The sequence below is a fragment of the Eubacteriales bacterium genome (genome assembly GCA_041390245.1).
In the GTDB taxonomy this organism is placed as follows: domain Bacteria; phylum Bacillota; class Clostridia; order Christensenellales; family JAWKQI01; genus JAWKQI01.
The window spans coordinates 191579-216274 of record JAWKQI010000002.1; the positions used below are offsets into that span (position 1 = coordinate 191579).

Consider the following 24696-nt stretch of genomic DNA (forward strand, 5'->3'; position numbering starts at 1 on the left):
AAACTTCCCTTTGTAAAAATTTCCTATTTCACTGCGCTAATATTTTTATAGTTAAGCGACTTTACTATGGCCGCAATAGAATCTACGATATAGCCGAATGAAGCGAGGCCGACAATTATCTTAGGTAAAATAGACCAAAAATAACTTATCTTAGCGCTGGTACTTACACCTATATTATAAGCGGAAGTCACCGCCTCAACAAAACTTTGGTTCCATACATCGGGAGAAATAAATACAAAGATAGTAACGACCATTGAAATTACATTTATAAGCGTTATTGCCGCTGCAAGTTTAACCGTATACCGGGATGATATAAGCTTAAATATCTCTTTTAGTATACCAAGCAGTATAATGGCGTTTATCAGCGGAAGCATATTATTAAGTACCGCTAAATTAAAAACAGGAATTATTGAAATCTGATCGCCTGACCATACATAAGCGCCAAATAATTGCGGAGCTACATCAAAAATTATTAATATCAACACTAAAAATATAATGCCAACAATGGGTTCGCCCTTTTTTATCCTTGCCTTTTTAGTTGGTATCGGTGGAAGGTCCTGAGCTTTCCACCCCTTACCTTTTAACATCTCACTCGACGGTACAAAATACTGTATCAAAGCAAAGACTATTGTGACACAGGCAAAGGCCTGAAATAGCCCCGACAAAACAGATGATATAAACTCCGCGATAGCCTCTATTACGCTTGCCGGCGGAGTTGTAATGTATTTAACAGTCATTGCAATCACTATGCCAAAACCTGCTACGGCAATCACTATTTTCAGCACTAAAAAGTATATATCAAAGTAATCCGGCCCTATAAGATAGCGTGTTGTTCCCCTGTATTTGGCGGCAAGCTCCGCCGGCCTCCCAAGTTCTTTAAGCACTTCTTCAACGTCTTGTTTAGAAGGATTTTCAGACCTGCTTTTAAGCATGTCCTCAATAAGCCCGCGAAGCTCCTTTTCGATATCTGCCCGCTGAGATTTAGGCAGCCTTATAACAACGTAGTATATGTATCTGTTGATTAATTCGTCTGTGTATTTTTCACTATTCTCCATGGATCATCTGCTCCTCTCTATCAATTTATCTATAGTACTTTCCATATCTGCCCATTCTTTTATAAGTATATCGTAGACTTCTTTACCCATGTCGCTCAAACCATAATACTTGCGTGGCTTGCTGCCTTTTGTTTCCCATTCGCTTTTAAGCAGTCCTTGCTTCTCTAGCCTCCTCATTAATGGATACAGTGTGCCTGGTTCAACTTGTATGCCCTTTTCCTTAAGTGTTTCAACAAGCGAGTAACCGTACTTTGAAGTTTTAAGCTGGCTTAAAACACTGAGAACTATGGTTCCGCGCCTAAGTTCTAAAAGTAAATTGTCTACTATACTATTAACATCGTTCATAATGTCATCTCCTTAACAGAATTATACTGTGTGCCATACATTATTGTCAATGTCGTATTATTGTTTATTTTGTAATAAAAGGCATCTTATTGGCTTTAAACCTCATAAAATAATATTCCTCTTAAAACAAAATAAAGTGCACTGCACTTTAATGTACATTGCACTTTATTCTCTTATTATGCCGGATGAAAACTATCCGTCATGCGGGTTTGCTTCTCCGCTGTGTATCACACGTACGTCCTCCGGCATCCCTATCTCATCATCAAAATGTTGTGTTTCATCATCATCTATCGCGAGCTGAGATTCAGAGTCTTTTTTGTTTTTCGATTTTTTATACTTCTTCAACGATCTTTCACCTTCTTTTGGCTTTTAATTATATTTTGCACATATAGGCTACTTTTAATCGTTTTATCAATCTAATTTAAAATATTTTAACAGTATATTTATATAATTTTAAACATCATTTTATAGTTTTTCTAAATCGCATATAACACATCCTGTGCTTATCAAAGTGAATCAAGAGCATATTGTCTTTTTACTAAATCAGCCAGCGTTACATTGTCGATAACACCGTTTATTGCTTCGTTTAACTGTTCCCAAAGTTCAAGTGTTGCGCATTTTAATGATCTCGGGCAGGTATTCTCCCCGCTTTGCATGCATGTAACAGGCGCAAGGCTGCCTTCTATAAGCCTTAGTATCATACCGGCAGTATAGTCTTTTGGAGGCCGCGATAATTTATACCCGCCTTGAGCCCCACGTGCGCTCTTTACAAATCCTGCCCTGCTTAATACGGTTATTATTTGCTCTAAATATTTGTCAGATATGCCCTGCCTTATTGAAATGCTTTTAATAGTAACGTAACCATCATTGCCATTCATAGCTAAATCTAACATAAGCCTTAAAGCATAACGTCCCCTTGTCGATACTTTCATCTTGTTTACCTTTCTATTTTTAAGCTTATTACTGCAATAGCATCTATTTCTATAAGTACGTCTTTAGGTAACTTTGCCACCTGGACGCATGACCTGGCAGGATACGGCTCTTTAAAATAAGACGTATAGACTTCATTGACATTTGCAAAATCGTTTAAGTCTTTTAAATAAACAGTAGTCTTAATTACATCTGACAATGAGGCTCCGGCCGCCTTAAGAATAGCACCCAGGTTTTCAAAAACACATTTTGCTTGGGAAATAATATCGTCGCCGGCGATTTGTCCGCTTTTTGGATCTATTGGTATCTGCCCCGATGTAAATAACATATTGCCTGCTTTTACTCCCTGGGAGTAAGGGCCAATAGCTTCTGGTGCTTCCTTAGTTCTTATCTCTTCTTTTTTCATCATTTAAAACCTTTAATTTATAATTATTCGCTGAATAACGGCGTAGACAAATATCTCTCGCCAGTATCTGGCAGTATAACTACAATCGTCTTCCCTGAATTTTCCGGCCTTCTTGCTATTTCAGTTGCTGCCCATAAAGCCGCCCCAGAGGAAATTCCAACTAACAGGCCTTCCTCCTTAGAAAGTTCCCTGCTGGCTGCAAACGCATCTTCACTCTTGGCTTTTATAATCTCATCATAAACAAACGTATCTAAAACTTTCGGTACAAAGCCAGCTCCTATTCCCTGTATCTTATGCGGGCCTGCCTTTCCGCCCGACAATACAGGTGAATCTGCCGGTTCTACCGCTATAACTTTTATATTTTGGTTTTTAGTTTTTAAGAACTTGCCGGCCCCTGTTATTGTGCCGCCCGTACCAACACCTGCAACAAAAAAATCTACTTTCCCAGCTGTATCATCCCATATTTCCGGGCCTGTAGTCATCTCATGGGCTTTTGGGTTAGCCGGATTTACAAATTGCCCGGGGATAAATGAGTTTTGTATTTGGCTTGAAAGTTCCTGAGCTTTTTCTATTGCCCCTTTCATGCCTTTCTCCCCTTTAGTCAATACAATCTCGGCTCCATAGGCCTTTAATAGGTTTCGCCTTTCAATGCTCATGGTTTCCGGCATAGTAAGTATTATGCGGTATCCTCTTGCAGTTGCTACTGCGGCAAGGCCAATACCGGTATTTCCGCTTGTCGGCTCTATAATTACACAGCCTTTTTTTAGCATACCTCTTTTTTCTGCATCTTCTATCATTGCCTTTGCGATCCTGTCCTTTACACTGCCAGCTGGGTTAAAATACTCGAGTTTCGCCAGGATCGCAGCACTTAGATTATGGGCCTTTTCATAATTTACAAGCTCCATAAGCGGTGTTTTTCCGATTAGATCTGTTAAACTTTTAAATACTCTAGACACAGGTATAGCCTCCGTTAAACTAAAATTAATTCATATATGTTTAATATGATTATATTGTCAAGGTTCCCACTTGTCAATCAGTATTCTTATTTTTTCTATATGAATTATATGTTTGTTGACAATGGTCTTCTTTTAACTTATCATTAAGCTAATATTATGGGGTATAAAAGGAGAATTTTTCAATGGACTTAAAAGACTGGCTCAATAAAAACTCAAAAGAAGTTTCTTCAGTTTTGGCAGATGAAAACAGGAAAAGCCTTCTTGGGAATAAAGTACTTAATTATACGACGCGTGCCCAAATCATAGATATCTTAAAAGAGCTGCGTTCTTTGATTTTGCCCGGTGTTTACGATAACCAGCCTATTGATGATTCAGAACTCAATACCGTTATAGAAGATAAAATGAAGGTAGCATCATCTAACCTTTTTAAAATAATCAAAAGCATACTTGTTCATGAATGTGTTAAATTCAAAAGCCAGGAAGATTGCATAAAAATGGCGGAACAATTAACAATAAAGACTTTTGAAGGATTGATTGAGGTAAGAAAAACTCTTGATTCCGATATAAAGGCGGCATACGAAGGCGACCCGGCTGCTAAATCATTTGAAGAGATAATTTTAAGTTATCCATCTCTCGAGGCTATAAGCATCTTTCGTATAGCTCATTTGATAGCTACCCTTAATATACCTATAATCCCCCGCATAATGACAGAATACGCGCATACTATCACTGGAATAGACATACACCCGAATGCTACTATAGGAAACAGCTTTTTTATAGACCATGGTACAGGCGTCGTTATAGGTGAAACTTGCACCATAGGAAATAATGTAAAGCTATATCAAGGTGTAACACTTGGCGCAAAGAGTTTTCCGTTAGACGAACACGGGCGCCCGATAAAAGGCATTAAGCGCCATCCGGATATAAGAGACAATGTCATTATATACTCCGGTGCAACGATTTTAGGCAACATAGAAATTGGGCATCACTCGGTTATAGGCGGAAACGTCTGGCTTACTAAATCTATCCCTCCCCATTCAAGTGTATTTAACACCCAGCCAGAACCTTTTATAAAACAAAAAACAAATAACGTATAATAAAAAGCCGCTAAATTAGCGGCTTTTAAATTAATAAGCAATATTTAGAACCACTTGTGCTTTTTAAAGTATGTAAGGCAAAACACGACTATAGCAACTGACAAAACTATAACTAAAGGATATCCTAGCGGCCATTTAAACTCAGGCATCTGCAAGTTCATCCCGTACCAGCCGACAAGAAGAGTAAGCGGCAGGAAGATTGCAGTAATTACCGTAAATATTTTCATTATATTGTTTAATCCTATATCCACTTCTGCCTGGTAGGCCTCGCGGACCTGTGTTACATAGTCTCTAAGGTTTAAGATATTATGGTACAGGCGGTCTACCCTGTTAGTATAGATTTTAAAATACCTAAGCGAATTTTCATTAAGGATACTGTTTTCATTTTCCTGCAATTCATCCAATACGTCTAGAAGCTGTTCGTAATATCGCTTAAACGCCATCAGCCTTTTACGTAAAGATATTATTTCTTTAACGCAGTCTCTTTTTTTAGAAGCAATGAGTGCATTTTCTAAATTAGAAATTTCCTGTTCTATTTTTTCAAGCACATTCACATCATTAGCAGTCAGCTTTTCAAAAAAAGTGCTTAATATCCTGTTAAATCCTGTATTTAAACTCTCGTTATCTATTACTTTACGCATCATTTTTTCAAGTAAAGTAACATTTTTAGATATAAATAGTATTACTTCTTTGCGTACATATATATATACTCTCTCTGTCTGAGCGGCTAAAGTCTTACGGTTTAGTACATTTACACAAATAAAATCAAATCCTTCATGGTTTTCAAATGCCATAGCGTTGTTCCCGGCCAAATCCTTTAGTAACCTGCCGTTAAATCCAAATTTTTGCAATACTGTTTCACTCTTGTCGTAGCTTATAAAACCGAAGTATTTATGCTGATCTGTTATGGTTACATTTTTAATATCTGCTTCATATACTTTACCGTTATCAATTGAATACAGCATATTTATATCATCCTTATCTTCAACTTTATATTATTATACTTTATATTTACTTTAATAGCGATACGTTAATCTATAAAATCTTTAATTTTTCCCCATATGTTCTGTGCATCTTGAAAATCGGCATAATGTTTTTCGACATTTCTATGATACCGTTCTAATTCTTTATATATATTTTTAAAATTTTCATTTTCAAAAAATTCACAGACTTTAGGTATGGTAATTTCTAATTTCGATCTGATTTTTTCTATTTCATTTAAGTAATTTTCCCTCTTAGTTATGTAAAGGAACAATGGTTTATACCTTATCCAGCCAATGCAAGCCCGGTAAAACCTCAATACTATCGCTTTAGAATCTGCTGTTGCCGATTTTAATTTAATCGGAAGTACTCCGTCTAATAAATGGTTATATGTACTAAACCCATCGTGGAAGGTATAACATGGCACTTTCAAGACTTTTCGGTTGCTTAGAGTCGTACTTAAAAACGTGTCTTCCCCCCTGGCACCAGGAGGATTATAAAAGGCATTGACACGTTCAGGTTCTGTTAAATTGATACATAAATTAGCGCCGGAAATAAATTTTGCCCTGTTTACCTCTTCTACTTCTTCTGCTGTATCTTTGATCAGCACGCTTGTATCTGCATATGTCGCACCGCCGTTGTTCATAACCGTTTTAATCGTATCCCAATTGACTATATCGTTGCTTATTGCTTCAATAAACATCCTAAAATCAGCTTCTGTTAAAACATCATCAAATCTAATATATGGTATCGGAGAGATATAACCGCAATGGTAGCCATGCGTTATATCTGCATTTTTTATATAATGCAGGTGGGTATTTAAAACATGCTGCCCGCTCCAAAGTGCTGTGTGCCTGGTTTTGGTTACTGCTATAGGGTATTCATCATCATCTAAAAAAACTAAATAGTCTATTTTATTCTTTATAGCAAAATAAATAACGGAATTACGCTGGCCGGAATACCCGCCGCAAAAGAAACGCTTTGCCTCATTTAAATCGACGACGTTATTTCCAACCAGAAAATCTATCTCCTGCCTTATCTTTTCCCTTCCTATAAAAAACACCTCGTCGATCATGCTTAACAGATCATTATTTATATTAGTATAATCGGTTCTTTTGGTATTTGAATATTTTACATCATAAGCAATCAATAGATTTAATTTAACTTTTTGGTCTGTAGTCAGCCCGCTTTCCTTCCAGTTGTAAATATATGTTTTTAAAACCCTTTGAAAGCTTTTTCTCCCTGTTGCAAAACCTATACCTAAATTAACAATGTTAGTTTCATGCATCCTAATGTTCACCTCCAAAAAATAAATAAAAATCAAAACGCATGCGAAAGATCGCAAGCGCATAAAAAACTAAAATAATATTCAAAAATGCCTTTATCAATGCTTACGAGATTAGCCGTCGGATCGGATTTAATAAGCATGCCGAAGTTACGAATTTACCTAGTTATGGTCTGCCGTTCATAAAAAATTAGGCTTTAACGCACCTTTATTCTAAGGCAGATTCGAAGACATGTCAAACAAATGGCATTTAAATAGTACTTATAAAAAACCAAATATCTTTTAATTTTTCCTGTTCTTTATAAAGTATATAAAATCCCCGTAGCCCTCTTCTTCCATCTGTTCCAGTGGTATAAATCTAAGTGAAGCACTGTTTATACAATACCTTAAGCCCCCTAATGAATCAGGGCCATCGGTAAAGACATGCCCTAAGTGGGCATCTCCCGTTTTGCTTCTTACTTCCAAACGCCTCATACCGTATGAGTTGTCGGGCAGTTCCTTGATCAAACTTGAATCTATTGGTTTTGAAAAACTTGGCCATCCGCATCCTGAATCAAACTTGTCACTCGAGACAAAAAGCGGTTCTCCTGTCGTTACGTCTACATAGATGCCTTCCTTGAAGTTATCGTAATATTCGTTTGCAAAAGGCGGTTCGGTTACGCTATGCTGCGTTACATCATATTGCATTTTAGTGAGCGTCTCTTTAAGTTTTTCTTTGGAGCGCGGGCCATATTTTAGGCTTAAGTCTCTTGATTGCTTTGCTTTTTCAAAGTGTTTTAAGTTAATATGGCAGTAACCATAAGGATTTTTATCCAGATATTTTTGATGGTATTCCTCTGCCCGGTAAAAATTTTTAAGTTTTAAAACTTCAATAGCGATTGGTTTATTAAGACTTCTCTTTAATTCATTCATAGAGTCTTCTATTACTTTCCTATCGGCATCGTCTACATAATATACTCCGGTGCGGTACTGTATGCCGACGTCGTTTCCCTGGCGGTTTAAAGACACCGGGTCTATAACCTCATAAAAAAGCTTAAGTAAAAATTTAAGGCTTATCAAATCAGCATCATAAATAACTTTAACGACCTCAGCATGTCCTGTATCTTTGTAACAGACTTCTTCATACGTGGGATTTTCAGTGTTTCCGTTCGCATATCCAACTTCGGTTTTAACAACGCCGTAAATATTTGAAATATACTTTTCTACGCCCCAAAAACAGCCTCCAGCAAGGTATATTTCCTTTAAAATCCTATTTTCATTGCTCATACTATTACCTCATTGGTTTATTCAAATAGCGCCTTTACTTTTTTCAGTTCTTCTCGTATTGAAATGCCCTGCGGGCAATGTGTTTCACACTTTCCGCATTCAACACAGCAAGACGCCCTGTGCTTTGGTCCAATAAAGAAGTTATACTCGTCTTCTCTTCCGAATATATGATAGTTATTGTATAAGTTAAAACAAGCCGGAATATTCACTCCGGAAGGGCATGGCATACAGTATCCACACGCCGTACAGTTGACCCGCGTCCTTGATATAAATGCATTTTTTGCTTCTTTAATAGTTCTTAACTCTTCCTCCGATAAAGAATTTGGCTTTGCATCATTAGCTATATCCAAATTTTCAGTTAATTGATCCATTGAGTTCATACCGCTTAACAACGTAGATACTTGTGGATGATTCCATACCCATCTTAGGGCCCAGCTGGCCGGGCTTCTCTTTATATTGGCCTTGCCAAAAACGTTTTCAACTTCTTTGGGAATTCCTTCGGCGAGTTTTCCTCCCCTTAAAGGCTCCATTATCGTAATGCCCAAGTCTTTTTTTGCTGCATACCTTAGGCCTTTTATCCCTGCTTGAAAATCCTCGTCTAAATAATTATATTGTATCTGGCAAAAAGACCAATCGTAAAAATCTACTATTTCATTAAACGTCTCATTATTGTCATGAAAAGAAAATCCCGCATACTTTATCCTTCCGTCTTTTATCGCCTTATCCAAAAACTCGCCCACACCCAACTTTTTCACGTTATCAAAATGCGTTTTATTAAGAGAATGAACAAGATAAAAATCTATAAAATCAGTATCTAGCCGTTTCAACTGTTCGTTTAAGTATTTATCCATATCTTCTCGGCTATTAATAAGCCAACTTGGAAGCTTAGTAGCCAGATTTACCTTCTCACGATAGCCATCTTTTAAAACTCTGCCGACAAATGGCTCGCTCTCGCCCCCTTTTGCCATACCCGTACCATGATATGTATACGCTGTATCTATATAGTTAACTCCGTTATCAATGGCATACCTGATAAGCTCAGTAGCTTTTTTTTCATCGATCTTTGTCGTGTCACCGCCCGGAATAAGAGGAAGCCTCATGCAACCGAACCCCAAGGCTGAAACCATCTCATTCGTTTTACCAAATCTTCTATACTGCATTACTTATTCCTCCCGTTATCTTATTATTATTTTTTATATTAAACCATGTATTAATAATTATATTATAATATCTATAGAAACATTATAACATATAGTGTTAAAATATATTTTATGCAATGTAATATAAAATGATTTAGGATGATACTATGTATTGACAAACCCAGCCCTCGTGCTTAAAGTATGATGTAAAGTACATTTAGATAATCTATGTTTCGGAAGGAATTTAACATAAAATGAAAAATGAAAAAATAGGTTTGATGCTATTTTCAGTAGCACTTGGCACCTTTATGTCCGCATTAGACTCAAGCGTTGTCAACATTGCTATACCAGTAATAAAAAGCTATTTCGACGTGCCTCTGGCAACTGTGGAGTGGGTTATAGCAGCATATCTAATGGTAGTCAGCAGTATATTGCTGTTTTTCGGGCGTTTATCAGATCTATATGGGCAAAAACGCGTTTACATAACAGGTTTTGCTATATTTACTATAGGGTCCGCACTTTGCGGGCTTTCCAAATCTGCAGAAATGCTTATTGCTCTTCGTGTTTTGCAAGCTATTGGTGCTGGCATGATGTTTTCTACAAATTCAGCTATTATAACACAGCATGTCCCTGCAAAAAACCGCGGTAAAGCGCTTAGCGTAACTGCAATTGCCGTTGCCGTCGCGCTTTCTACCGGCCCTGTCCTCGGCGGTACTCTCGCCGGTACACTTGGCTGGCAAAGCATATTTTATATAAACGTACCTATCGGAATAATCGGTATATTTCTTGCTGTTAAATTCATACCTTCAGATAAAAAAGCTCCTGCCGCGCCATTGGACATACCGGGAAGCGTTCTTATATTTGCAGCGCTATTTTTTATATTACTCCCTCTAGACCAATTAAATGAAGGAATGAACCGTTACCTCGTAGCTGCAATGCTTATATCCGGTGTAATATTGGCTGTTATTTTCGTACAATATGAGAAAAAAACCAAATACCCTATGTTAAACTTAAAGCTGTTTAATAACCGTGTCTTTTCAGCAAGCCTCTCTGCGGCTCTGTTTAGTTACATGGCACAGTATATAATGATCTTTTTGATACCGTTTTATTTGCAGACTGTCCGGCTCTTTACCCCTGCCATGTCAGGGCTGCTCTACATTCCCATGCCTCTTGCAGTATTGATAGTCGCTCCTGCCGCTGGATATATATCGGATAGGTTCGACACCCGTTTCATAAGTTCTGCAGGAGTAGGGATTATGGCTATAGGACTTTTCCTTTTAAGCTATTTAAATGTATCTACACCTATTTGGTATATAATAATGTGTATGATAATAACCGGCATTGGATTTGGAATGTTCCAAACACCTAATAACAGCGCTATAATGAATCATGTACCGGTAGTAAATAGAGGAATTGCATCCGGCATGCTTGCAACTGCAAGAAATATCGGCATGGTTACTGGCGTAGGGATTTCCGGCGCATTATTCTCCTTCTTCTCAAACCGCGCCAATGTATTGTATACAAATGAAGGACTTTTACAAGAACTTGTCACTCAGTATTCTTTTATCTATGCACTTCGTATTACCTTTATCGCCGCAAGCATAATCGCGTTAATTGCGGCCGTGGCATCACTTACAAAGGGAAAAGTAAAAACGGCAAAAATGCTTGAATCACAGCCCGACTAAAATACATGAATAAAAAAGCGCCTTAGTTTTTAAGGCGCTTTTTTATTAAACTAGGCTTTTATACTGATCTTTTTTATTTATCTCCTTTAAATGAAGATGTTTTACCGTATCCCCTTCTATAAGGTTTTCCATATATCTAACTGAAGTTAAAAAGCTTTCCTGTAAGCGTTTTAAGCATTCCCGCTGGTTATAGAATATCTCCCTGTATCTTTTTATGATAGCCTTTTGCTCATCTTCGAAATGTTCCTGCTGCTTTGCGATTTCTTTTTTCACCACTCCTTTCTTGAATAAGCTGTTCATTCATCCCTTTAATTAATTGATATTGCTGAGTAAGAGTTTCAAACTTATTCTTTTCTTTTCAAGCATTTTGCTTGATCTTTTGCCTCTTTAACCGCTGATTCGATCTGCCCTTTAAAGGTTTCTTCATTTGCTTTCTGAGCCTTAAATTTTAATTTAAGTTCGTCATTTTCTTTAGTTAAAGAATTTATTTCATTATTTAGCTGCTCAATTATTTTTATCTTATCCTTTATATCAGCATGATTTCTTTGCTTTTCGTTAAGTTCATTACTTAACTTTTCATTTTCATTTTTAAGTGTTTTTTGCTTTTCGTTTAAAGAAGAAAGATCGTGTTTAAGCTTTTCTTCTGCACTCTTTATAGCATTGTATTCCTCTTTAGATAAAGCTATCAGCCCCTTTTTTTCTAGATACTTAGAAGTATCTTTTACAATTTCTTGAAGTGCCTTTACCTTTTCTATTTGCTCGTCTCGTTCTTTTGTTATACCAAAAATATTCGTACGCATCTCATCATATCTTTCGTTATACATAGCCTCCATACTCTGGATCCTGCTTAATAACTTCTCGATATATTGATCTACGTCTTTTGTACGGTATGTTCCTAAATATTTTTTTAAGGCCTCTTCTTTAACTTGCCCTTCCCTTATCTGTCCCAGAAAATCATCTGTCTTCATAAGCGTTAAACCTCCATTTCCTACTTAAATTAACTGCTCTATCTTCAAATAATCTCCTGTAAATATTCCAAAATCGTTGGCAGTGCCTACCGGCACTTCCAAAACAAAGTGAGCCTTACTCACAAATTTCCCCACCTTACCAGGCTCCAAAGTTTCAATATGTAATATTTGCATTTTTTTATCAACAAATAAAATATCTAAGGGAAAACGCATATAAAATGTATGTACTTGTTTACAAGGTTTTATAATCAGCCCTTCGCCCGGCAAAAGTCCTTTTTTGCCTATAAGTCCCTTAAAACGCGAAAAAACTGACTGTGCAATGTTTACCTTATCCAAAATTAACTTTTCCTTGTAATATACACTTAAATGCATTTTCCCCGCCTTATTTAAGTACATTAATTATTGTCGGCCCAAGCAATATAATGAAAATAACCGGGAATATGAATATTACCATTGGCAGCATCATGCGTACCGGGGCTTTCATCCCTTTTTCCTGAGCCAGTTGCCTCCTATTTATTCTAAGCTGCTGCGCCTGTGATCGAAGTACGTTTTTCATTGGCGTTCCGTATTGTTCAGACTGCACGACAGCCGATGCAAAAGTCTGAAGCTCGGAAACGTTGCTTCTCTGGCTTAAGGCAGACAACGCTTCTCTCCTTGGCCTCCCCATCTGTACCTCTCTATACACCTGATTAAGCTCGTCGACAAGAGGTCCGCTGAACCGGTCTATAACTTTTAACAGTGACGAATCAAAGCTAAGCCCCGCCTCTATGCTGACACTAAGAAGGTCCATAATATTCGGCATCTGGTTTTGTATATTAAGCTGCCTTATCTTTACCCTGGATTTAATGAAATAACGCGGAGCCAGAATTGCGGCAATAGCTGCGAACAGTATTATAAGCAGTTTGATCTGTGCGTCTACGTTTAAAATTAAAACGGTAAAAATACCTAAGAAAAGTATTCCGACACTGCTCATAGTTTTAAGAAACATAAATTCATGAACAGGGAGGTTAATGCCCGCCATATGCAGATCTTTTTCCAACTGCATATTACGGCTTTTATTTTTAGCCAAGTCCTTGTTTAAGCCTTTAAAAATCTTTTGAAAATTGAGACAGCAGCATTTTTAAAGCCGGCTCAATATATCTTAGTAAAAGCTTTTTTCAAGCTCTTCATCAACATACACGGTCTCCCTGTGCATATGTCTAAGCTGCTGTTTTTTTGTCATTTCCCTTCTTATTTTGCCGGAAAAACATATTAAAGTAATAAACAGCGCGAAAACTGATGAACTTATAATTAAAAATACCACTATAACTTCTCCTTTTAGTATTTAACAGTAACTATTTTCTTAATGATGATAAAGCCTATCAGTTCCATTACCGTAGCGGTAATCAACATGCCTATGCCCATCGTAGTATCAAAGAAAGTCTTTATATAAGCTGGATTTATGATCATAAGCAGCCCGCCTATAAACACCGGGATAAGGCCGACAACCACGCTGCTTATACGTCCGGATGCAGTCATTACCCTTATATCGTCTTTTAACTTAAGCCTTTCTTTTATTGTGACCGAAATATTTTCTAAAATCTCCATCAAATTACCACCTACCTGGCGCTGGATTTGAATGGCTGATATCGTAAGCATAAGGTCCGTGCTCTTGACCCTTTGAACCATGTTCGCCAAAGCCGTGTCGATATTACCGCCAAATTGAATTTCTCTTATCGTGCGGTCAAACTCTTTGGCAATAGGATCTGGCATTTCCTGTGCAATATTGTTCATAGCCTGCTGGAAAGTAAGCCCTGCGCGCAGGCAATTGCTCATTAACAGCAATGCATCGCCAAGTTGCTTTTCAAAAAGTATAAGGCGCTTGTCTTTAGCCCGTTTTACTATAATAATCGGAGACAAAATACCCAAAATTACTATAGCGAAGATAGTGATAGGATGTGCGCCTAAAAGTAACAGTATCCCTCCCGGTAAAGTTGTAGCAAGTATCCAAATTGTCAAAAATTCTTCTGGCCGCATACGTATCCCGCTTGAAGAAAGTTCTTCTGCAAATACCTTGGATACCGGGTTTCTTTTTCTCTCGCTCTTTTTTTTATTCTTAACTGGATGCGGCTTGTTTTCGGTGCCTGCGATGGCCCCGAGACGTTGCTTTATTCTGATTTTATCCCTTTTTATAAATGCAAGTACAAAAATAATAACAAAAAATATGAATAATGCAGCTAAAACAGCCAGTATTATATTTTGCATCCTAAAGCCACCTCTTCACTAATATTTAGCTAAACCACTCTTCAAAAATGGCTATGCCGTTATTCCTTATTTTATCTAAGCACTGCGGTCGTATGCCAGTGCTTTTAAAATGCCCTTTAAACCGTCCCAGGCTATCCATCTGTCCTTGCGTTTCAAAGACAAATAAATCCTGCATGCTCACTACGTCCCCTTCCATACCGGTGACCTCTGTTATATTGGTAATCCTACGTGTCCCGTCCCGTAACCTGGATTGCTGAACTATTATGTCAACGGCAGATGCTATCTGGTTTCTAATGGCAAAAAGAGGCAGATCCATGCCTGCCATTAAAACCATGGTCTCAATACGGGCTATCGTGTCTCTGGGCGAATTTGCATGCGCAGTGGTAATAGAACCATCATGTCCCGTATTCATTGCTTGAAGCATATCAAGCGCCTCGCTGGAACGCACCTCACCGACAATAATACGGTCTGGTCGCATCCTAAGTGCATTTCGCACTAAATCCCTGATATTAACCCGCCCCTTTCCTTCTGTATTTGCAGGGCGGCTTTCAAGTGTAACTACATGTGCCTGGTTTAGCTGTACCCTGCGGCATCTTCTATGGTAACTATACGCCTATTCCCGGATATAAAACCTGATAATACGTTTAATAGAGTCGTTTTTCCGCTTCCTGTTCCGCCGGATACGATTATATTCAACCGGCCTTTTACACAAGCCTCGAGAAAACTCATCATTTTAGGAGAAACAGATTCAAAGTTAATAAGGTCCTTAGCAGTATATGGGGTTTTAGAGAATTTTCGTATCGTAATTACCGGCCCCACAAGAGATAGCGGCGGTAAAATAACGTTTACCCTAGAACCGTCCTTGAGCCTTGCATCTACCATAGGGCTCGCCTCGTCAACATGTCTTCCAATAGACGAAACTATCCTGTCTATAACGTTTAACACATGCGTTTGGTCTCTAAAGGTCACATCTGATAGCTGAAGTTTTCCTTGCCTTTCAACGAATACCTTATCATATCCGTTTACCATAATTTCTGTAATGCTAGGGTCTGATAATAATACTTCCAACGGACCATAACCCATAATATCGTCAAACAGTTCTGTGGCAATGCGGTTGCGCTCTGGGCGGGTTACTTCTTCTGCCTCAAATTGCAAAATCTCATCTAGTTTGTCTTTTACCACTTGTGCGTCTGTATTGCTTTCCTTATTTAAGGCTTCTATGGTCTTAACCCATACACGTTCCTTTAATTTTAAATAAGCTTCATTTGCCTTTGCTTTAGGAGCTTCCTGCGCCCCTTCCTTAACCGGAGTTTCGTTGGCATTTTGTTCAAATCTCTTTAATAAACCCATGTGTCCCTCCTGTTAAATTTATTCAACCCAATGGCTGGCTAATTTCCGCATCCCCTGCGAAACAGCTGACCGGGGCATGCCCATAACAAATGGTACCTCTTTCCTGGCTTAACTGAAGCGATTTTTCATCGTTTGGCAAAACAAAGGAAATAGGGCGTTCCAAAACCCTTTCGAAGTCTTTATGAGTTAAAATAGCCTTATGGTCTGCGTTAAGCAATAACAAAACTTTCTCCTCCTGCTGAAGCTTATTAAATATATTAAACATAGCCTTTGCAGCGCGAAGATTTGGGATGTCCAGCCGCGACACCAATACTATATCGTCCGAGTTTTCTATGGCAGTCAAAGTGCTTTCACTTAAATCGCTCGGCAAGTCAAGTACTATGAAGTCATAATACGGCCGCATGATATTAACTAAAGCTTCGACATGCTTAGGCGTTATATACTCTGCAAGCTCCGGAGACGATGGGGCACTTAAAACGCTTACCCCACTTGAATGCTGCATGCTGAAACTCTTAATATCGTCGATAGTAAAAGAGGATTTTTCCTGTACTAACTCTGATATTGTATCTTTAGCAGAAATGTTTAAAAGCACTGAAACGTCCCCGAATGTCAGGCATAAGTCTATCAAAGCTGTCCTCCTGCCTGTTTGCGCCAGTGCGACAGCGAGATTTACGGCAACAGTGGTCTTCCCTGCTCCCCCTTTGCCTCCATATATAGAAATAACGTGCGGTTCGCGCCCGGCCTCGCCTATACGCCCTCTCTCGAAAACTGCGGCTTTTAGCAACGCATCGTTCAATGTACTTAAATCTGAACTATCTACAACCTGCCTTATGCCAACCTGCATAGCATTATTGATCAGTGTAATGTCCACTTTATTGCTAAGAAGAACCACGGCACAGCCCGGGAAACCTTGATATATCCTTTGTGCAATATCCATCATGCCGGTATCTCCCTCTTCCTGGACCAATAAAACTATATGAGGAGCATACCCATTTATTTTAGTGAGCAAAGAATTATCTAAAGCAGAAAAGCCCAGCAAAACTAAGCTTTCTTCATTAGCTATCTCCTGACGAAGAATAAGGCGCATTTCCTCACTATTAACTACTGCCAATACCTTGTATTTTGCCATTAACGCGCACCATCCTTGATAATATATTTAAATTAAAATCTTAAATTCATAATTTAAGAAGACGGATAATTAGGCGGATTAACTACCTTGTTATCCAATACCGGTCTAAGTATCAGGCATAAACTGCCGTTTGTTGCTGCATAGTTTATCTTTAAAGCCTGTTCCGGTGTGGCGCAAAGAGTTACAGTGGTATAGCTTTCACTTATGGAATCAGTAGAACTTAACTGTTTTACGCCGGTCTTGAGCACCGGTATATTTTCTGCTATTAAAGTAGAAGCTGTATAGCTTTTCCCCGTTTCATCGTATAAAATTACAGTTGCAGCCACATCTACAAAATCTCCCTGGGCAATGTATCCGGAGACTCCGGAAACATCGTCTACAGAAACTGATATAGCCCTTTTCCCATCGTCCAAAGTATAAGAAAGCGACCCATTCTCTGTTCCCTTTTCCAAAAGGTCTGGTGAAAGTACCTGTTCTTGAGTAAGCAAAGGATATTTGGTTATCTTGCCTAGTACCTGATCTAAACTGGTAACTGCACGGTAATTTATACTTTGGCTCGGCAGCTCAGCTAATTCAACCATATCTTCTGTGATAAGCGTATTAGCTGGTATATCGCTGACCGCGACTACTACCTGCCCTAAATCATTTGACTCAGAATTTATATTTTGTTCAAGCGAAGATGCAAAAAAGTAGACAGCAATGCCTACTATAATAGCCATACATATTGCAAACAAATAAATCTTTTTCAAGCTTTCCCTCCTGGCTTATTCTACTAAACGTGCACGGTATATTCCGTAATCGTTGATTCCTCCCAAATTTCCATCTGTATCTCCTTCGTCCGTTTGTAATGTTACCCTTGAAGCAATTATTTCCCCATCTTCATTGATACCTTCCAATACAAACGATATAAATCCTACTACCTCAATATTTTTGCTATCTATAAAGTTATAAACTATTAACGTTACAACACGTGGACAATCGGCTTCAAAATGTTCGGCAGTGCATCCCCCAGATCCAATATAATGAGTACATTGGTTAAACCGTGTCGTAAAAGCATCATAAGTTGGCGTTGCCATATTACCAGGTTCTATAGGTAGTATATCTCCTACATTCAACACGCCGTTATACCCAAAAGCAAGCCAACTTGCAAAATCCTGTGCGCCGCCGCCCTGCATGCCGTCTAAGTCAAGGGCCCCAAAGAAACCTTCTGTACTATCCCCTGAACCATACTTTATTACGATATGTTGGCATTGATTTTCTTCCATCGCTTGTGACAGCCTGCTAACTTCAATCCCAAGCGGAGCTACAGAAGTCGAAGATGTCACAGGATCTAACTTTACCTTTGCTATTTTTTTAACTGTAGTTGCATCTACCCCAATAATAGATCCAAAACCATATGATACTTCTTTTTTTAACTTAACGCGCACTCCATAATAATTTCCATCGTAAATGTCTTCTAGTTCAACCGTTTCTATGCACTCTTCGTTAAATCCATTTTTTATGACATACTCTTTAACGGTATCCTTAACTAGCTGTATCTGCTCATCATCGTCAACTGCGGCAGGTAGTATCGTAGCACCCGCATAAGCCGCAGCATCTGCTGTGTTTTGAGTCGTACTTTCCTGGATGTAAGCTGAACCTAAATCAATTACTAGCCCACATACAGCTAACATTGCCGTAAAAGCTATAGCTGCCACAACAGCAGCAGCTCCATTTTCCCGGTGTAAAATATTCTTAAACAAGGTAGCCTCCTCCTTAGCCGATCCGCATTATACTGGTAGACTCGACGGTAATCTGCTGATCTGGTAAGAAGATACCGGTAATAGGTGTCAATACTTTTACACTTTTAGTGACTTTTACCTTCACGTCTTCTTGGTTAACCTCCACAGTAATGCCGATATCGGCTTCATCTCCAAGCCCTGAAACCGATTTTATGCGCTCAGTAACAAGATAAGTAAGATCTTGGGCATCGCTGTTAACGATAGCATATCTGGCGCCTTCCCTACTGTAATTGTTCACTGTCAACTGGTTGGAAAAAATCCAGCCAAAGTCTAAAATACCGCATAGTATCAAAACAATCAGCGGGATTACGAAGGCGGCTTCCACAATGGATTGGCCTTCTTCTTTTTTTAATAGATAGATACTCCTAGCCTTTATAGTAACCGCCTCCTTTCCGCTATAGCCTATTTTTGCTAGTTTCGCTAAAACCTCTTCATCAAGAAGGTAGTGCGGAATTCGCAGCATCGAACATCGATTTGATCTTCGGCCCTAAAATAACCAGCGCTGCTATTGCCGCCACCGCTATTAATCCTAATATAAGGCCATATTCGACCATACCCTGTCCATTTTCGTCTGCAATGATCTTTTTGAAGTTCATGATATTTCCTCCTTTATTGTTTTTATTTAATAACCATTGACAGTGGAAAAATAAGTGTTAACATCATTCCTATTGAAAATGACGGTCCTATAGCTACTTTGGTCTTAAGTGTTCCTTTTTTACTGATAAGTAAGTAGATAAAATATATTGCCATGACCGCCGCCATTATTAAAACTGCCTGAAAAACTCCCATAATCCCTAGGCAAAACCCCGAAGCCGCCGCTAGTTTTACATCTCCCCAGCCTATTTCTATTTTCAAAAGTGAAGGAACGAGAAAAATAACAAATCCCGCAAGTAAACCGGCTAATGCAGGTAAAATAGACTCATAATCCCCTATAACTACAATTGAAACAATTTTAATTATTAATAAAGCTGCAATAAGTTCATTTGGTATTTTTCTTATACTTAAATCTACCGCCGAAAGACTTAACAATACAAAAAAAATCATTATATATTCAATTCTTGTAATTAAATCTTTAATAAATATGGAAATTATGAAGCTCCCTAGTGCCCCAACTAATATCCATAAGAACGAACCTAAACGGCTATTTAAAAGTACGCTTGCACTCTGTCCATTACGATTTTTGATTAGACTAAAAGAGAGATGGCGTATACACTCACCCATCACCCCACCAATTATAATAGCCGTCAAAACACCAAAATCCATGCTATTTTCTCTCCATATTTAAAAGCTTAAAATTTTGTAAAAATAAATACTGCCCACCCTATTTAAGCTATTAGTCAGCATTTTGCATAGCGGATTTTTATCCGTCTGGTCTTTAAATTTACTTAAAATACTTGGCAGTATTGCCCAATAATTGTCATTTGCTATATAATTCGACTGAATTCTTGAATTTTTTGGAATATTTTTTAAAAATTATTTTTACCAATTTATAACATGCGCTATAAAAAATCACTTTTTAACATTTTTTTATTTTCATTTTTACTATATTCCACTTGGAATTGCATGACTCATCTTGGCAATTTAAACACATAGAAAATGCTTATGTAATAATATAGAAGTTCCCTTAGTAATTATTAATATTAAGGAAAAAAAGGATATATATGAAAACAACCAACACATCGTCTTTTAGCATATTTACAATTGCCTCAGCCTATATCGGTACAGTCGTAGGCGCTGGTTTCGCCTCCGGACAAGAAGTACTAAGATTTTTCAATGCCTATGGAATTATTGGCATACTCGGAATAGCCATATCAACCTTTTTATTTTTCTTTGTTGCTTATACTGTTCTAATGCTTGGAAGGAATTTAAAAGCTAAGTCGCACGTCGACATAGTTCTTTATACTAATGGAGACGTTTGCGGCTCTTTTATAGACGTAATTATAATTATATTTTTATTTGCCGGGCTATCGGCGATGATTGCAGGGGCAGGGGCTATTTTTAAAGAACAATTTTCAATTTCTCCAATCTTAGGAACACTTGCAATGGCCCTGCTTACCCTTTTTACAGTTATCACAGGTACTAAAGGAGTTTACAATGCTATTAGCTATGTCGTTCCCTTTCTTATAGTCTCTGTGCTGTTTATCTCCATTTATAGCTTGCTAAACAATCCCATTACCAATAGTGAGATACAGATTGCAAGCGATATAGGTGGTGCAACGCCAAACTGGCTGGTTTCCTCGATAAACTATGCATCCTATAATCTAGTCGTTGCAATTGCGGTTTTAACGCCTATGGGGCCCCTTGCCAAAGATAAGAAAAAACTATTTTGGGGTGCACTGTTGGGGGCTCTAGGGCTTGGAATATGCATGGTTGCCATATATTTTTGTTTAATGACAAATATAACGAGTATTTATGATATGGAAGTCCCTATGATTGAAATAGCGCGTAAAATATCCCCGGTAGCTAAGGTTTTATTTGCCATAGTTTTATTTGCGGAAGTATATACGACTGCCGTTGGGAATTTATACGGCTTCATCCGTCGTATACCGTTTAGGATTTCAAAAACTTATCTCGTAATAATTACGACTTTACTAGCTTTTATCGTAGGGCAATTAGGATTTTCCAATATGGTCAGATACTTATATCCGGTAGTCGGATACGGTGGGCTTATATTCTTAGCCGGTATCATCTATGTCTGGATAGCCAAGAGAAAATCCATTGTTTAAGTTAAAAATCTAAGGGGTGTTAGATATATGCGCAAGCTTAAAATAATAGCAGAAATATCTGTTTTTATAATACTTGTTTTAACGTTAAAGTTGATAGCATCAGAGCAAATTTCCGGAGATAAAAGCGTTTATAACGACGCCCAACAGCTGTCTTATGAAATAACGGCAAAACGGGATCTGTTAGCCTTGATGATGGCTTACCCCGAGTATATTTCAGGCTTTGAAAAGACAGATGATAATATCATATATGTAATAATGAAATCCGGAAATAAAATAGTCTACGACGACATGAAGGTTAAAAGTTTCAATGAGAAAGTTGCCAATGCGGACATAGAAGATTCAATGAGCCAAGTATACCCCCTGTCAGATATCAGCACTATAATGGAAGAAGACTTTGACCCTGGGAGAATAAGAAATTATGCCCTTTTAAACGAAGTTTATGGCAGTTCGCAAAGTAAAATAGAAGCTAGCCTCACAACTGTAACTCTTGGTTCAAGGAACTGCCCGTTTAATAAAAACAACAACGCAGCTGCTTCATTAAAAACTGCATTTCAGGAAATATCCGGCCTTTTAATCAGCAGCTCTAATGTGTATAGTTTTGTATATCCGGTAAACGGAACATATAATTATAGGGCCATATCCGGAACCGGCCTTTTAAGCCCCCACTCTTTTGGTATAGCAATAGATTTAAAGAGCAACAAATGTGATTACTGGAAGTGGGCTACAAAAGAACAAGGCCAAAGCAGGCTCGATTCATACCCAAAAGAATTAGTTAAGATCTTTGAAAATAATTACTTTATCTGGGGCGGAAAATGGTCGCATTTCGACTTTCTGCACTTTGAATATAGGCCGGAACTAATAATCAAATCTAAATATTATATGGATTTAAATAATGACGACTCATGGTATTGCGGTTTCCCTGATACCGAACAAATAAAAAACTATATCAGTATAATAGAAGCAGCCCTATAATAAGAAAGCCGGCCTATATAAGCCGGCTTTCTTATTTCTTTAATTATATTTTTTGCTATTAAGACTAAATGATAGCCAAAATTACAAAGTTAAGTACGAATAAAACTGTAGCGATCCAAATAATTGGATGAACATCTTTGGCTTCTTTTTTGAATATCTTCGCTAAGCAGTAGAAAATGAAGGCCACTGCGATACCATATGTAATGTTATAACAGAATGCCATAAATATACCTGCAAAGAATGCTGGAACCGCCTCGTGAATTTCGGTCCACTGTATATCCTTAAATGAAGCAAGCATCATAACACCAACTACAACGAGAGCCGGTGATGTTGCTGCAAATGGTATAGCGCTTACAAAAGTCGCCAAAAATGCGCTTATAATAAAGCATATTGAAACGACGACGCTGGTAAGCCCTGTTCGGCCGCCGGCTTCAATACCAGATGCACTTTCGATATATGTTGTAGTATTAGACGTTCCGAATATTGCACCAACTGAAGTTGCGATAGAATCTGCAAATAAAGCTTTGTCCATCTTGGATTTAAAACCAGAGCTGCTTTCCATTGCTTTTTCATCTTCTGCGCTGAATATGCCGCTGCGGCGGCCGGTGCCGATAAATGTTCCTATAGTATCAAACGTATCTGACAAGCTGAATGAGAAAATTGTAAGGATTACTAGAGGCAACTTAGCTGTATCAGTAAACAGCGAGCCTAATCCTTGTGAAGTAAATATCGTACCAAATGTAGAAGGAAGTGCTGCAACCGCTTCGCTAAAACTTACACTGTCAGCTGTAGTAGTTACGCCCATGGGAATACCTATCAAAGCTGTAATAATGATCGAAATGAGTATGGCACCTTTAACTTTTAGCAAAAGGAGAATGACAGTAAGCAAAAGGCCGATTATAAACAGCCATAATGCCGGGGTGTTTAATATAGTCATTGCAGGAACTCCGGCTCCAAAATTAATTATACCTACATCTACAAGTCCGACATATGCAATGAATACACCAATACCACCGCCAATAGCATACTGTAAGCTCTTCGGAATAGCTTTAATAATGTATTTACGGATTTTAGTAACTGTAATCAAAATGTTAAGTAGCCCGCAAATAAATACTATCGACAGAGCATGTTGCCAGGAGAAGCCTAGCCCAAAGCATACCGTATAAACGAAAAATGCATTTAAGCCCATCCCCGGAGCCAACGCGTATGGAACATTGGCAAACAACCCCATCACAAGCGTACCAATAACAGACGCTATTATAGTGGCAAGGAATACTGCCCCCCACTCCATTCCAGCTTCACTAAGAATAGAAGGGTTAACGGCAATAATATATGCCATCGTGAAGAAAGTGGTGAGGCCAGCGATGATTTCCTTTGAAACCGTTGTGCCGTTTGCCTTCAACTTGAAAATTCTTTCCATTGATCTCTCTCCTTTTTTAGTTTTTTTATAGATTTGAAAATAACTGAAAGTATAAAAAAATTGTTCATGAATTATTCATATTTTATCTTATTATATATATAAATTCAATATTTTTTAGTAAAATTATCAATCTTTGTCGAAATTAAATGTTAAAATTATATTTAAAAAGTTAGCTTAATTTTTAAGCTAACTTTTATCTTGTTTTCTATTTATTTCTTAACTGTACCGTCCGAATTAAATAGCGGAAGCGGCTCTAGATATTTAATGTCGCTTCGGTTTTTAGCGTCACCTTCTGCTAAAATCGCCATTTTGCCGGCAACTATTCCCCCGGCTTTTTTTACTAGTTCCTCAACTGCATTTATAGACTCGCCAGTTGATATAACATCGTCTACTATCAAAATACGTTTGCCGCGCATAAATTCAGCATCGTCAGCATCAAGGTATAATTTCTGCGGCTTGGCCGTGGTAATAGAAACCACATCTGCTTCGAAAACATCCCGCATGTATAGCTTAGGAGATTTCCTTGCCAAAAAATACTTGTTTACGCCGCTCTGTTTTGCCATCTCGTAAATCAAAGGTATGCTTTTTGCTTCTGGGCTTATCATATAATCGTACTCTGGGGCTATGGCAAGCATGGCAGATGCACATTTAACTGTTAGCTCCACGTCACCAAAAATAACAAACGCCCCTATATATAAATCGTCCGTCACTTTACAGATAGGTAAGTTACGCGTAATCCCTGCAACTTTTAAAGGATAAGTTAACATCTTTAAGTTCCTCCTGATTTCTGAAACGCCAAAAATCGGTTTTATTATACAACATTTAGCCAAAAGTGTATAGTTCAATTTACGGTTTACAAGATACCTCTAAAGGTAAATAATTAATATACAATCTTCTTAGCAATTGTATAAAACCCATTAACGTTTTATAATAAATTTAAGAATACTAAATTGGGAGAGAA

General features: G+C 38.0%; 28 protein-coding genes and 1 pseudogene. 4 read left to right on the forward strand and 25 right to left on the reverse strand.

Features of this window, described 5'->3' with window-relative positions:
• Nucleotides 1-23 precede the first annotated feature (23 nt).
• The 6 genes from R2876_04040 to cysK all read right to left on the reverse strand — a co-directional run bounded on the left by R2876_04040 (nucleotide 24) and on the right by cysK (nucleotide 3692).
• Nucleotides 24-1055, reverse strand: coding sequence for a hypothetical protein (locus tag R2876_04040; protein ID MEZ4357784.1), 1032 nt, complete (start codon nucleotides 1053-1055; stop codon nucleotides 24-26).
• 3 nt (nucleotides 1056-1058) lie between these two features.
• A complete protein-coding gene (locus tag R2876_04045; protein ID MEZ4357785.1) occupies nucleotides 1059-1400 on the reverse strand; it encodes a PadR family transcriptional regulator in 342 nt (113 codons plus the stop codon).
• Between the two features lie 192 nt (nucleotides 1401-1592).
• The gene (locus tag R2876_04050) at nucleotides 1593-1745 is read right to left on the reverse strand and encodes a hypothetical protein (protein ID MEZ4357786.1); all 153 of its coding nucleotides are present in this window, start codon (nucleotides 1743-1745) and stop codon (nucleotides 1593-1595) included.
• A 161-nt stretch (nucleotides 1746-1906) separates the two neighbouring features.
• Complete coding sequence (locus tag R2876_04055) at nucleotides 1907-2332, reverse strand: RrF2 family transcriptional regulator (protein MEZ4357787.1); 426 nt, start codon at nucleotides 2330-2332, stop codon at nucleotides 1907-1909.
• 5 nt (nucleotides 2333-2337) lie between these two features.
• Entirely contained in the window at nucleotides 2338-2736 is a 399-nt protein-coding gene (locus R2876_04060; GenBank protein ID MEZ4357788.1) for a RidA family protein, read from the reverse strand.
• 23 nt (nucleotides 2737-2759) lie between these two features.
• Nucleotides 2760-3692, reverse strand: coding sequence for a cysteine synthase A (gene cysK / locus R2876_04065; protein MEZ4357789.1), 933 nt, complete (start codon nucleotides 3690-3692; stop codon nucleotides 2760-2762).
• Nucleotides 3693-3874: 182 nt separating this feature from the next.
• Here cysK and epsC point away from each other — a divergent pair, with 182 nt between their 5' ends.
• Complete coding sequence (gene epsC / locus R2876_04070) at nucleotides 3875-4789, forward strand: serine O-acetyltransferase EpsC (GenBank protein ID MEZ4357790.1); 915 nt, start codon at nucleotides 3875-3877, stop codon at nucleotides 4787-4789.
• A 44-nt stretch (nucleotides 4790-4833) separates the two neighbouring features.
• Here the strand turns inward: epsC and R2876_04075 are convergent, their stop codons facing one another.
• The 4 genes from R2876_04075 to R2876_04090 all read right to left on the reverse strand — a co-directional run bounded on the left by R2876_04075 (nucleotide 4834) and on the right by R2876_04090 (nucleotide 9481).
• The gene (locus R2876_04075) at nucleotides 4834-5754 is read right to left on the reverse strand and encodes a CorA family divalent cation transporter (GenBank protein ID MEZ4357791.1); all 921 of its coding nucleotides are present in this window, start codon (nucleotides 5752-5754) and stop codon (nucleotides 4834-4836) included.
• A gap of 65 nt (nucleotides 5755-5819) precedes the next feature.
• Nucleotides 5820-7058 carry a hypothetical protein gene (locus tag R2876_04080; GenBank protein MEZ4357792.1) on the reverse strand — a complete coding sequence of 413 codons (1239 nt, stop codon included), beginning with the start codon at nucleotides 7056-7058 and terminating at the stop codon, nucleotides 5820-5822.
• 279 nt (nucleotides 7059-7337) lie between these two features.
• Nucleotides 7338-8321 (reverse strand): peptide-methionine (R)-S-oxide reductase MsrB, encoded by a 984-nt coding sequence (gene msrB, locus R2876_04085; protein MEZ4357793.1) that lies wholly within the window; start codon nucleotides 8319-8321, stop codon nucleotides 7338-7340.
• 17 nt (nucleotides 8322-8338) lie between these two features.
• Nucleotides 8339-9481 (reverse strand): aldo/keto reductase, encoded by a 1143-nt coding sequence (locus R2876_04090; GenBank protein MEZ4357794.1) that lies wholly within the window; start codon nucleotides 9479-9481, stop codon nucleotides 8339-8341.
• A 233-nt stretch (nucleotides 9482-9714) separates the two neighbouring features.
• On the opposite strand from R2876_04090, the gene R2876_04095 reads away from it, so the two are divergent.
• On the forward strand, nucleotides 9715-11145 hold the full coding sequence (locus tag R2876_04095; GenBank protein MEZ4357795.1) for an MFS transporter: 1431 nt from the start codon (nucleotides 9715-9717) through the stop codon (nucleotides 11143-11145).
• A gap of 45 nt (nucleotides 11146-11190) precedes the next feature.
• Here the strand turns inward: R2876_04095 and R2876_04100 are convergent, their stop codons facing one another.
• From R2876_04100 to R2876_04160, 13 genes and pseudogenes are all read right to left on the reverse strand, one after another.
• Entirely contained in the window at nucleotides 11191-11418 is a 228-nt protein-coding gene (locus R2876_04100; GenBank protein ID MEZ4357796.1) for a hypothetical protein, read from the reverse strand.
• 71 nt (nucleotides 11419-11489) lie between these two features.
• Complete coding sequence (locus tag R2876_04105) at nucleotides 11490-12113, reverse strand: hypothetical protein (GenBank protein ID MEZ4357797.1); 624 nt, start codon at nucleotides 12111-12113, stop codon at nucleotides 11490-11492.
• A gap of 24 nt (nucleotides 12114-12137) precedes the next feature.
• Entirely contained in the window at nucleotides 12138-12449 is a 312-nt protein-coding gene (locus tag R2876_04110; protein ID MEZ4357798.1) for a DUF192 domain-containing protein, read from the reverse strand.
• A gap of 46 nt (nucleotides 12450-12495) precedes the next feature.
• On the reverse strand, nucleotides 12496-13158 hold the full coding sequence (locus R2876_04115; GenBank protein MEZ4357799.1) for a type II secretion system F family protein: 663 nt from the start codon (nucleotides 13156-13158) through the stop codon (nucleotides 12496-12498).
• Nucleotides 13159-13254: 96 nt separating this feature from the next.
• Entirely contained in the window at nucleotides 13255-13416 is a 162-nt protein-coding gene (locus R2876_04120; GenBank protein ID MEZ4357800.1) for a hypothetical protein, read from the reverse strand.
• A gap of 14 nt (nucleotides 13417-13430) precedes the next feature.
• Nucleotides 13431-14357, reverse strand: a complete 927-nt coding sequence (locus R2876_04125) for a type II secretion system F family protein (protein ID MEZ4357801.1) — start codon at nucleotides 14355-14357, stop codon at nucleotides 13431-13433.
• Between the two features lie 25 nt (nucleotides 14358-14382).
• A pseudogene (locus R2876_04130) lies at nucleotides 14383-15707 on the reverse strand (CpaF family protein).
• 22 nt (nucleotides 15708-15729) lie between these two features.
• The gene (locus R2876_04135) at nucleotides 15730-16836 is read right to left on the reverse strand and encodes an AAA family ATPase (GenBank protein MEZ4357802.1); all 1107 of its coding nucleotides are present in this window, start codon (nucleotides 16834-16836) and stop codon (nucleotides 15730-15732) included.
• A 53-nt stretch (nucleotides 16837-16889) separates the two neighbouring features.
• A complete protein-coding gene (gene cpaB / locus R2876_04140) occupies nucleotides 16890-17585 on the reverse strand; it encodes a Flp pilus assembly protein CpaB (GenBank protein ID MEZ4357803.1) in 696 nt (231 codons plus the stop codon).
• A 15-nt stretch (nucleotides 17586-17600) separates the two neighbouring features.
• The gene (locus R2876_04145) at nucleotides 17601-18578 is read right to left on the reverse strand and encodes a pilus assembly protein TadG-related protein (GenBank protein MEZ4357804.1); all 978 of its coding nucleotides are present in this window, start codon (nucleotides 18576-18578) and stop codon (nucleotides 17601-17603) included.
• Between the two features lie 13 nt (nucleotides 18579-18591).
• Nucleotides 18592-19080, reverse strand: coding sequence for a TadE/TadG family type IV pilus assembly protein (locus tag R2876_04150; protein ID MEZ4357805.1), 489 nt, complete (start codon nucleotides 19078-19080; stop codon nucleotides 18592-18594).
• Nucleotides 19052-19213 (reverse strand): Flp family type IVb pilin, encoded by a 162-nt coding sequence (locus R2876_04155; protein ID MEZ4357806.1) that lies wholly within the window; start codon nucleotides 19211-19213, stop codon nucleotides 19052-19054. The genes R2876_04150 and R2876_04155 overlap by 29 nt, the downstream gene beginning before the upstream one ends.
• Nucleotides 19214-19235: 22 nt before the next feature.
• Nucleotides 19236-19880 (reverse strand): prepilin peptidase, encoded by a 645-nt coding sequence (locus tag R2876_04160; protein MEZ4357807.1) that lies wholly within the window; start codon nucleotides 19878-19880, stop codon nucleotides 19236-19238.
• A 398-nt stretch (nucleotides 19881-20278) separates the two neighbouring features.
• On the opposite strand from R2876_04160, the gene R2876_04165 reads away from it, so the two are divergent.
• Entirely contained in the window at nucleotides 20279-21343 is a 1065-nt protein-coding gene (locus R2876_04165; GenBank protein MEZ4357808.1) for a hypothetical protein, read from the forward strand.
• Between the two features lie 27 nt (nucleotides 21344-21370).
• The gene (locus R2876_04170; protein MEZ4357809.1) at nucleotides 21371-22315 is read left to right on the forward strand and encodes a M15 family metallopeptidase; all 945 of its coding nucleotides are present in this window, start codon (nucleotides 21371-21373) and stop codon (nucleotides 22313-22315) included.
• Nucleotides 22316-22379: 64 nt separating this feature from the next.
• Here the strand turns inward: R2876_04170 and R2876_04175 are convergent, their stop codons facing one another.
• Together R2876_04175 and R2876_04180 are read right to left on the reverse strand one after the other, a co-directional pair.
• Nucleotides 22380-23735 (reverse strand): NCS2 family permease, encoded by a 1356-nt coding sequence (locus R2876_04175; GenBank protein ID MEZ4357810.1) that lies wholly within the window; start codon nucleotides 23733-23735, stop codon nucleotides 22380-22382.
• 209 nt (nucleotides 23736-23944) lie between these two features.
• Complete coding sequence (locus R2876_04180; GenBank protein MEZ4357811.1) at nucleotides 23945-24502, reverse strand: phosphoribosyltransferase family protein; 558 nt, start codon at nucleotides 24500-24502, stop codon at nucleotides 23945-23947.
• Between the last annotated feature and the right edge of the window lie 194 nt (nucleotides 24503-24696).

Bases quoted from the DNA above. Each gene is read 5' to 3' on its own strand.
- R2876_04040 (MEZ4357784.1), bottom strand. From the start codon at position 1,055: ATGGAGAATAGTGAAAAATACACAGACGAATTAATCAACAGATACATA.
- R2876_04045 (MEZ4357785.1), bottom strand. From the start codon at position 1,400: ATGAACGATGTTAATAGTATAGTAGACAATTTACTTTTAGAACTTAGG.
- R2876_04055 (MEZ4357787.1), bottom strand. From the start codon at position 2,332: ATGAAAGTATCGACAAGGGGACGTTATGCTTTAAGGCTTATGTTAGAT.
- R2876_04060 (MEZ4357788.1), bottom strand. From the start codon at position 2,736: ATGAAAAAAGAAGAGATAAGAACTAAGGAAGCACCAGAAGCTATTGGC.
- epsC (MEZ4357790.1), top strand. From the start codon at position 3,875: ATGGACTTAAAAGACTGGCTCAATAAAAACTCAAAAGAAGTTTCTTCA.
- R2876_04075 (MEZ4357791.1), bottom strand. From the start codon at position 5,754: ATGCTGTATTCAATTGATAACGGTAAAGTATATGAAGCAGATATTAAA.
- R2876_04080 (MEZ4357792.1), bottom strand. From the start codon at position 7,058: ATGCATGAAACTAACATTGTTAATTTAGGTATAGGTTTTGCAACAGGG.
- msrB (MEZ4357793.1), bottom strand. From the start codon at position 8,321: ATGAGCAATGAAAATAGGATTTTAAAGGAAATATACCTTGCTGGAGGC.
- R2876_04090 (MEZ4357794.1), bottom strand. From the start codon at position 9,481: ATGCAGTATAGAAGATTTGGTAAAACGAATGAGATGGTTTCAGCCTTG.
- R2876_04095 (MEZ4357795.1), top strand. From the start codon at position 9,715: ATGAAAAATGAAAAAATAGGTTTGATGCTATTTTCAGTAGCACTTGGC.
- R2876_04105 (MEZ4357797.1), bottom strand. From the start codon at position 12,113: ATGAAGACAGATGATTTTCTGGGACAGATAAGGGAAGGGCAAGTTAAA.
- R2876_04115 (MEZ4357799.1), bottom strand. From the start codon at position 13,158: ATGCAGTTGGAAAAAGATCTGCATATGGCGGGCATTAACCTCCCTGTT.
- R2876_04125 (MEZ4357801.1), bottom strand. From the start codon at position 14,357: ATGCAAAATATAATACTGGCTGTTTTAGCTGCATTATTCATATTTTTT.
- R2876_04135 (MEZ4357802.1), bottom strand. From the start codon at position 16,836: ATGGCAAAATACAAGGTATTGGCAGTAGTTAATAGTGAGGAAATGCGC.
- R2876_04150 (MEZ4357805.1), bottom strand. From the start codon at position 19,080: ATGCTGCGAATTCCGCACTACCTTCTTGATGAAGAGGTTTTAGCGAAA.
- R2876_04155 (MEZ4357806.1), bottom strand. From the start codon at position 19,213: ATGAACTTCAAAAAGATCATTGCAGACGAAAATGGACAGGGTATGGTC.
- R2876_04160 (MEZ4357807.1), bottom strand. From the start codon at position 19,880: ATGGATTTTGGTGTTTTGACGGCTATTATAATTGGTGGGGTGATGGGT.
- R2876_04165 (MEZ4357808.1), top strand. From the start codon at position 20,279: ATGAAAACAACCAACACATCGTCTTTTAGCATATTTACAATTGCCTCA.
- R2876_04170 (MEZ4357809.1), top strand. From the start codon at position 21,371: ATGCGCAAGCTTAAAATAATAGCAGAAATATCTGTTTTTATAATACTT.
- R2876_04175 (MEZ4357810.1), bottom strand. From the start codon at position 23,735: ATGGAAAGAATTTTCAAGTTGAAGGCAAACGGCACAACGGTTTCAAAG.
- R2876_04180 (MEZ4357811.1), bottom strand. From the start codon at position 24,502: ATGTTAACTTATCCTTTAAAAGTTGCAGGGATTACGCGTAACTTACCT.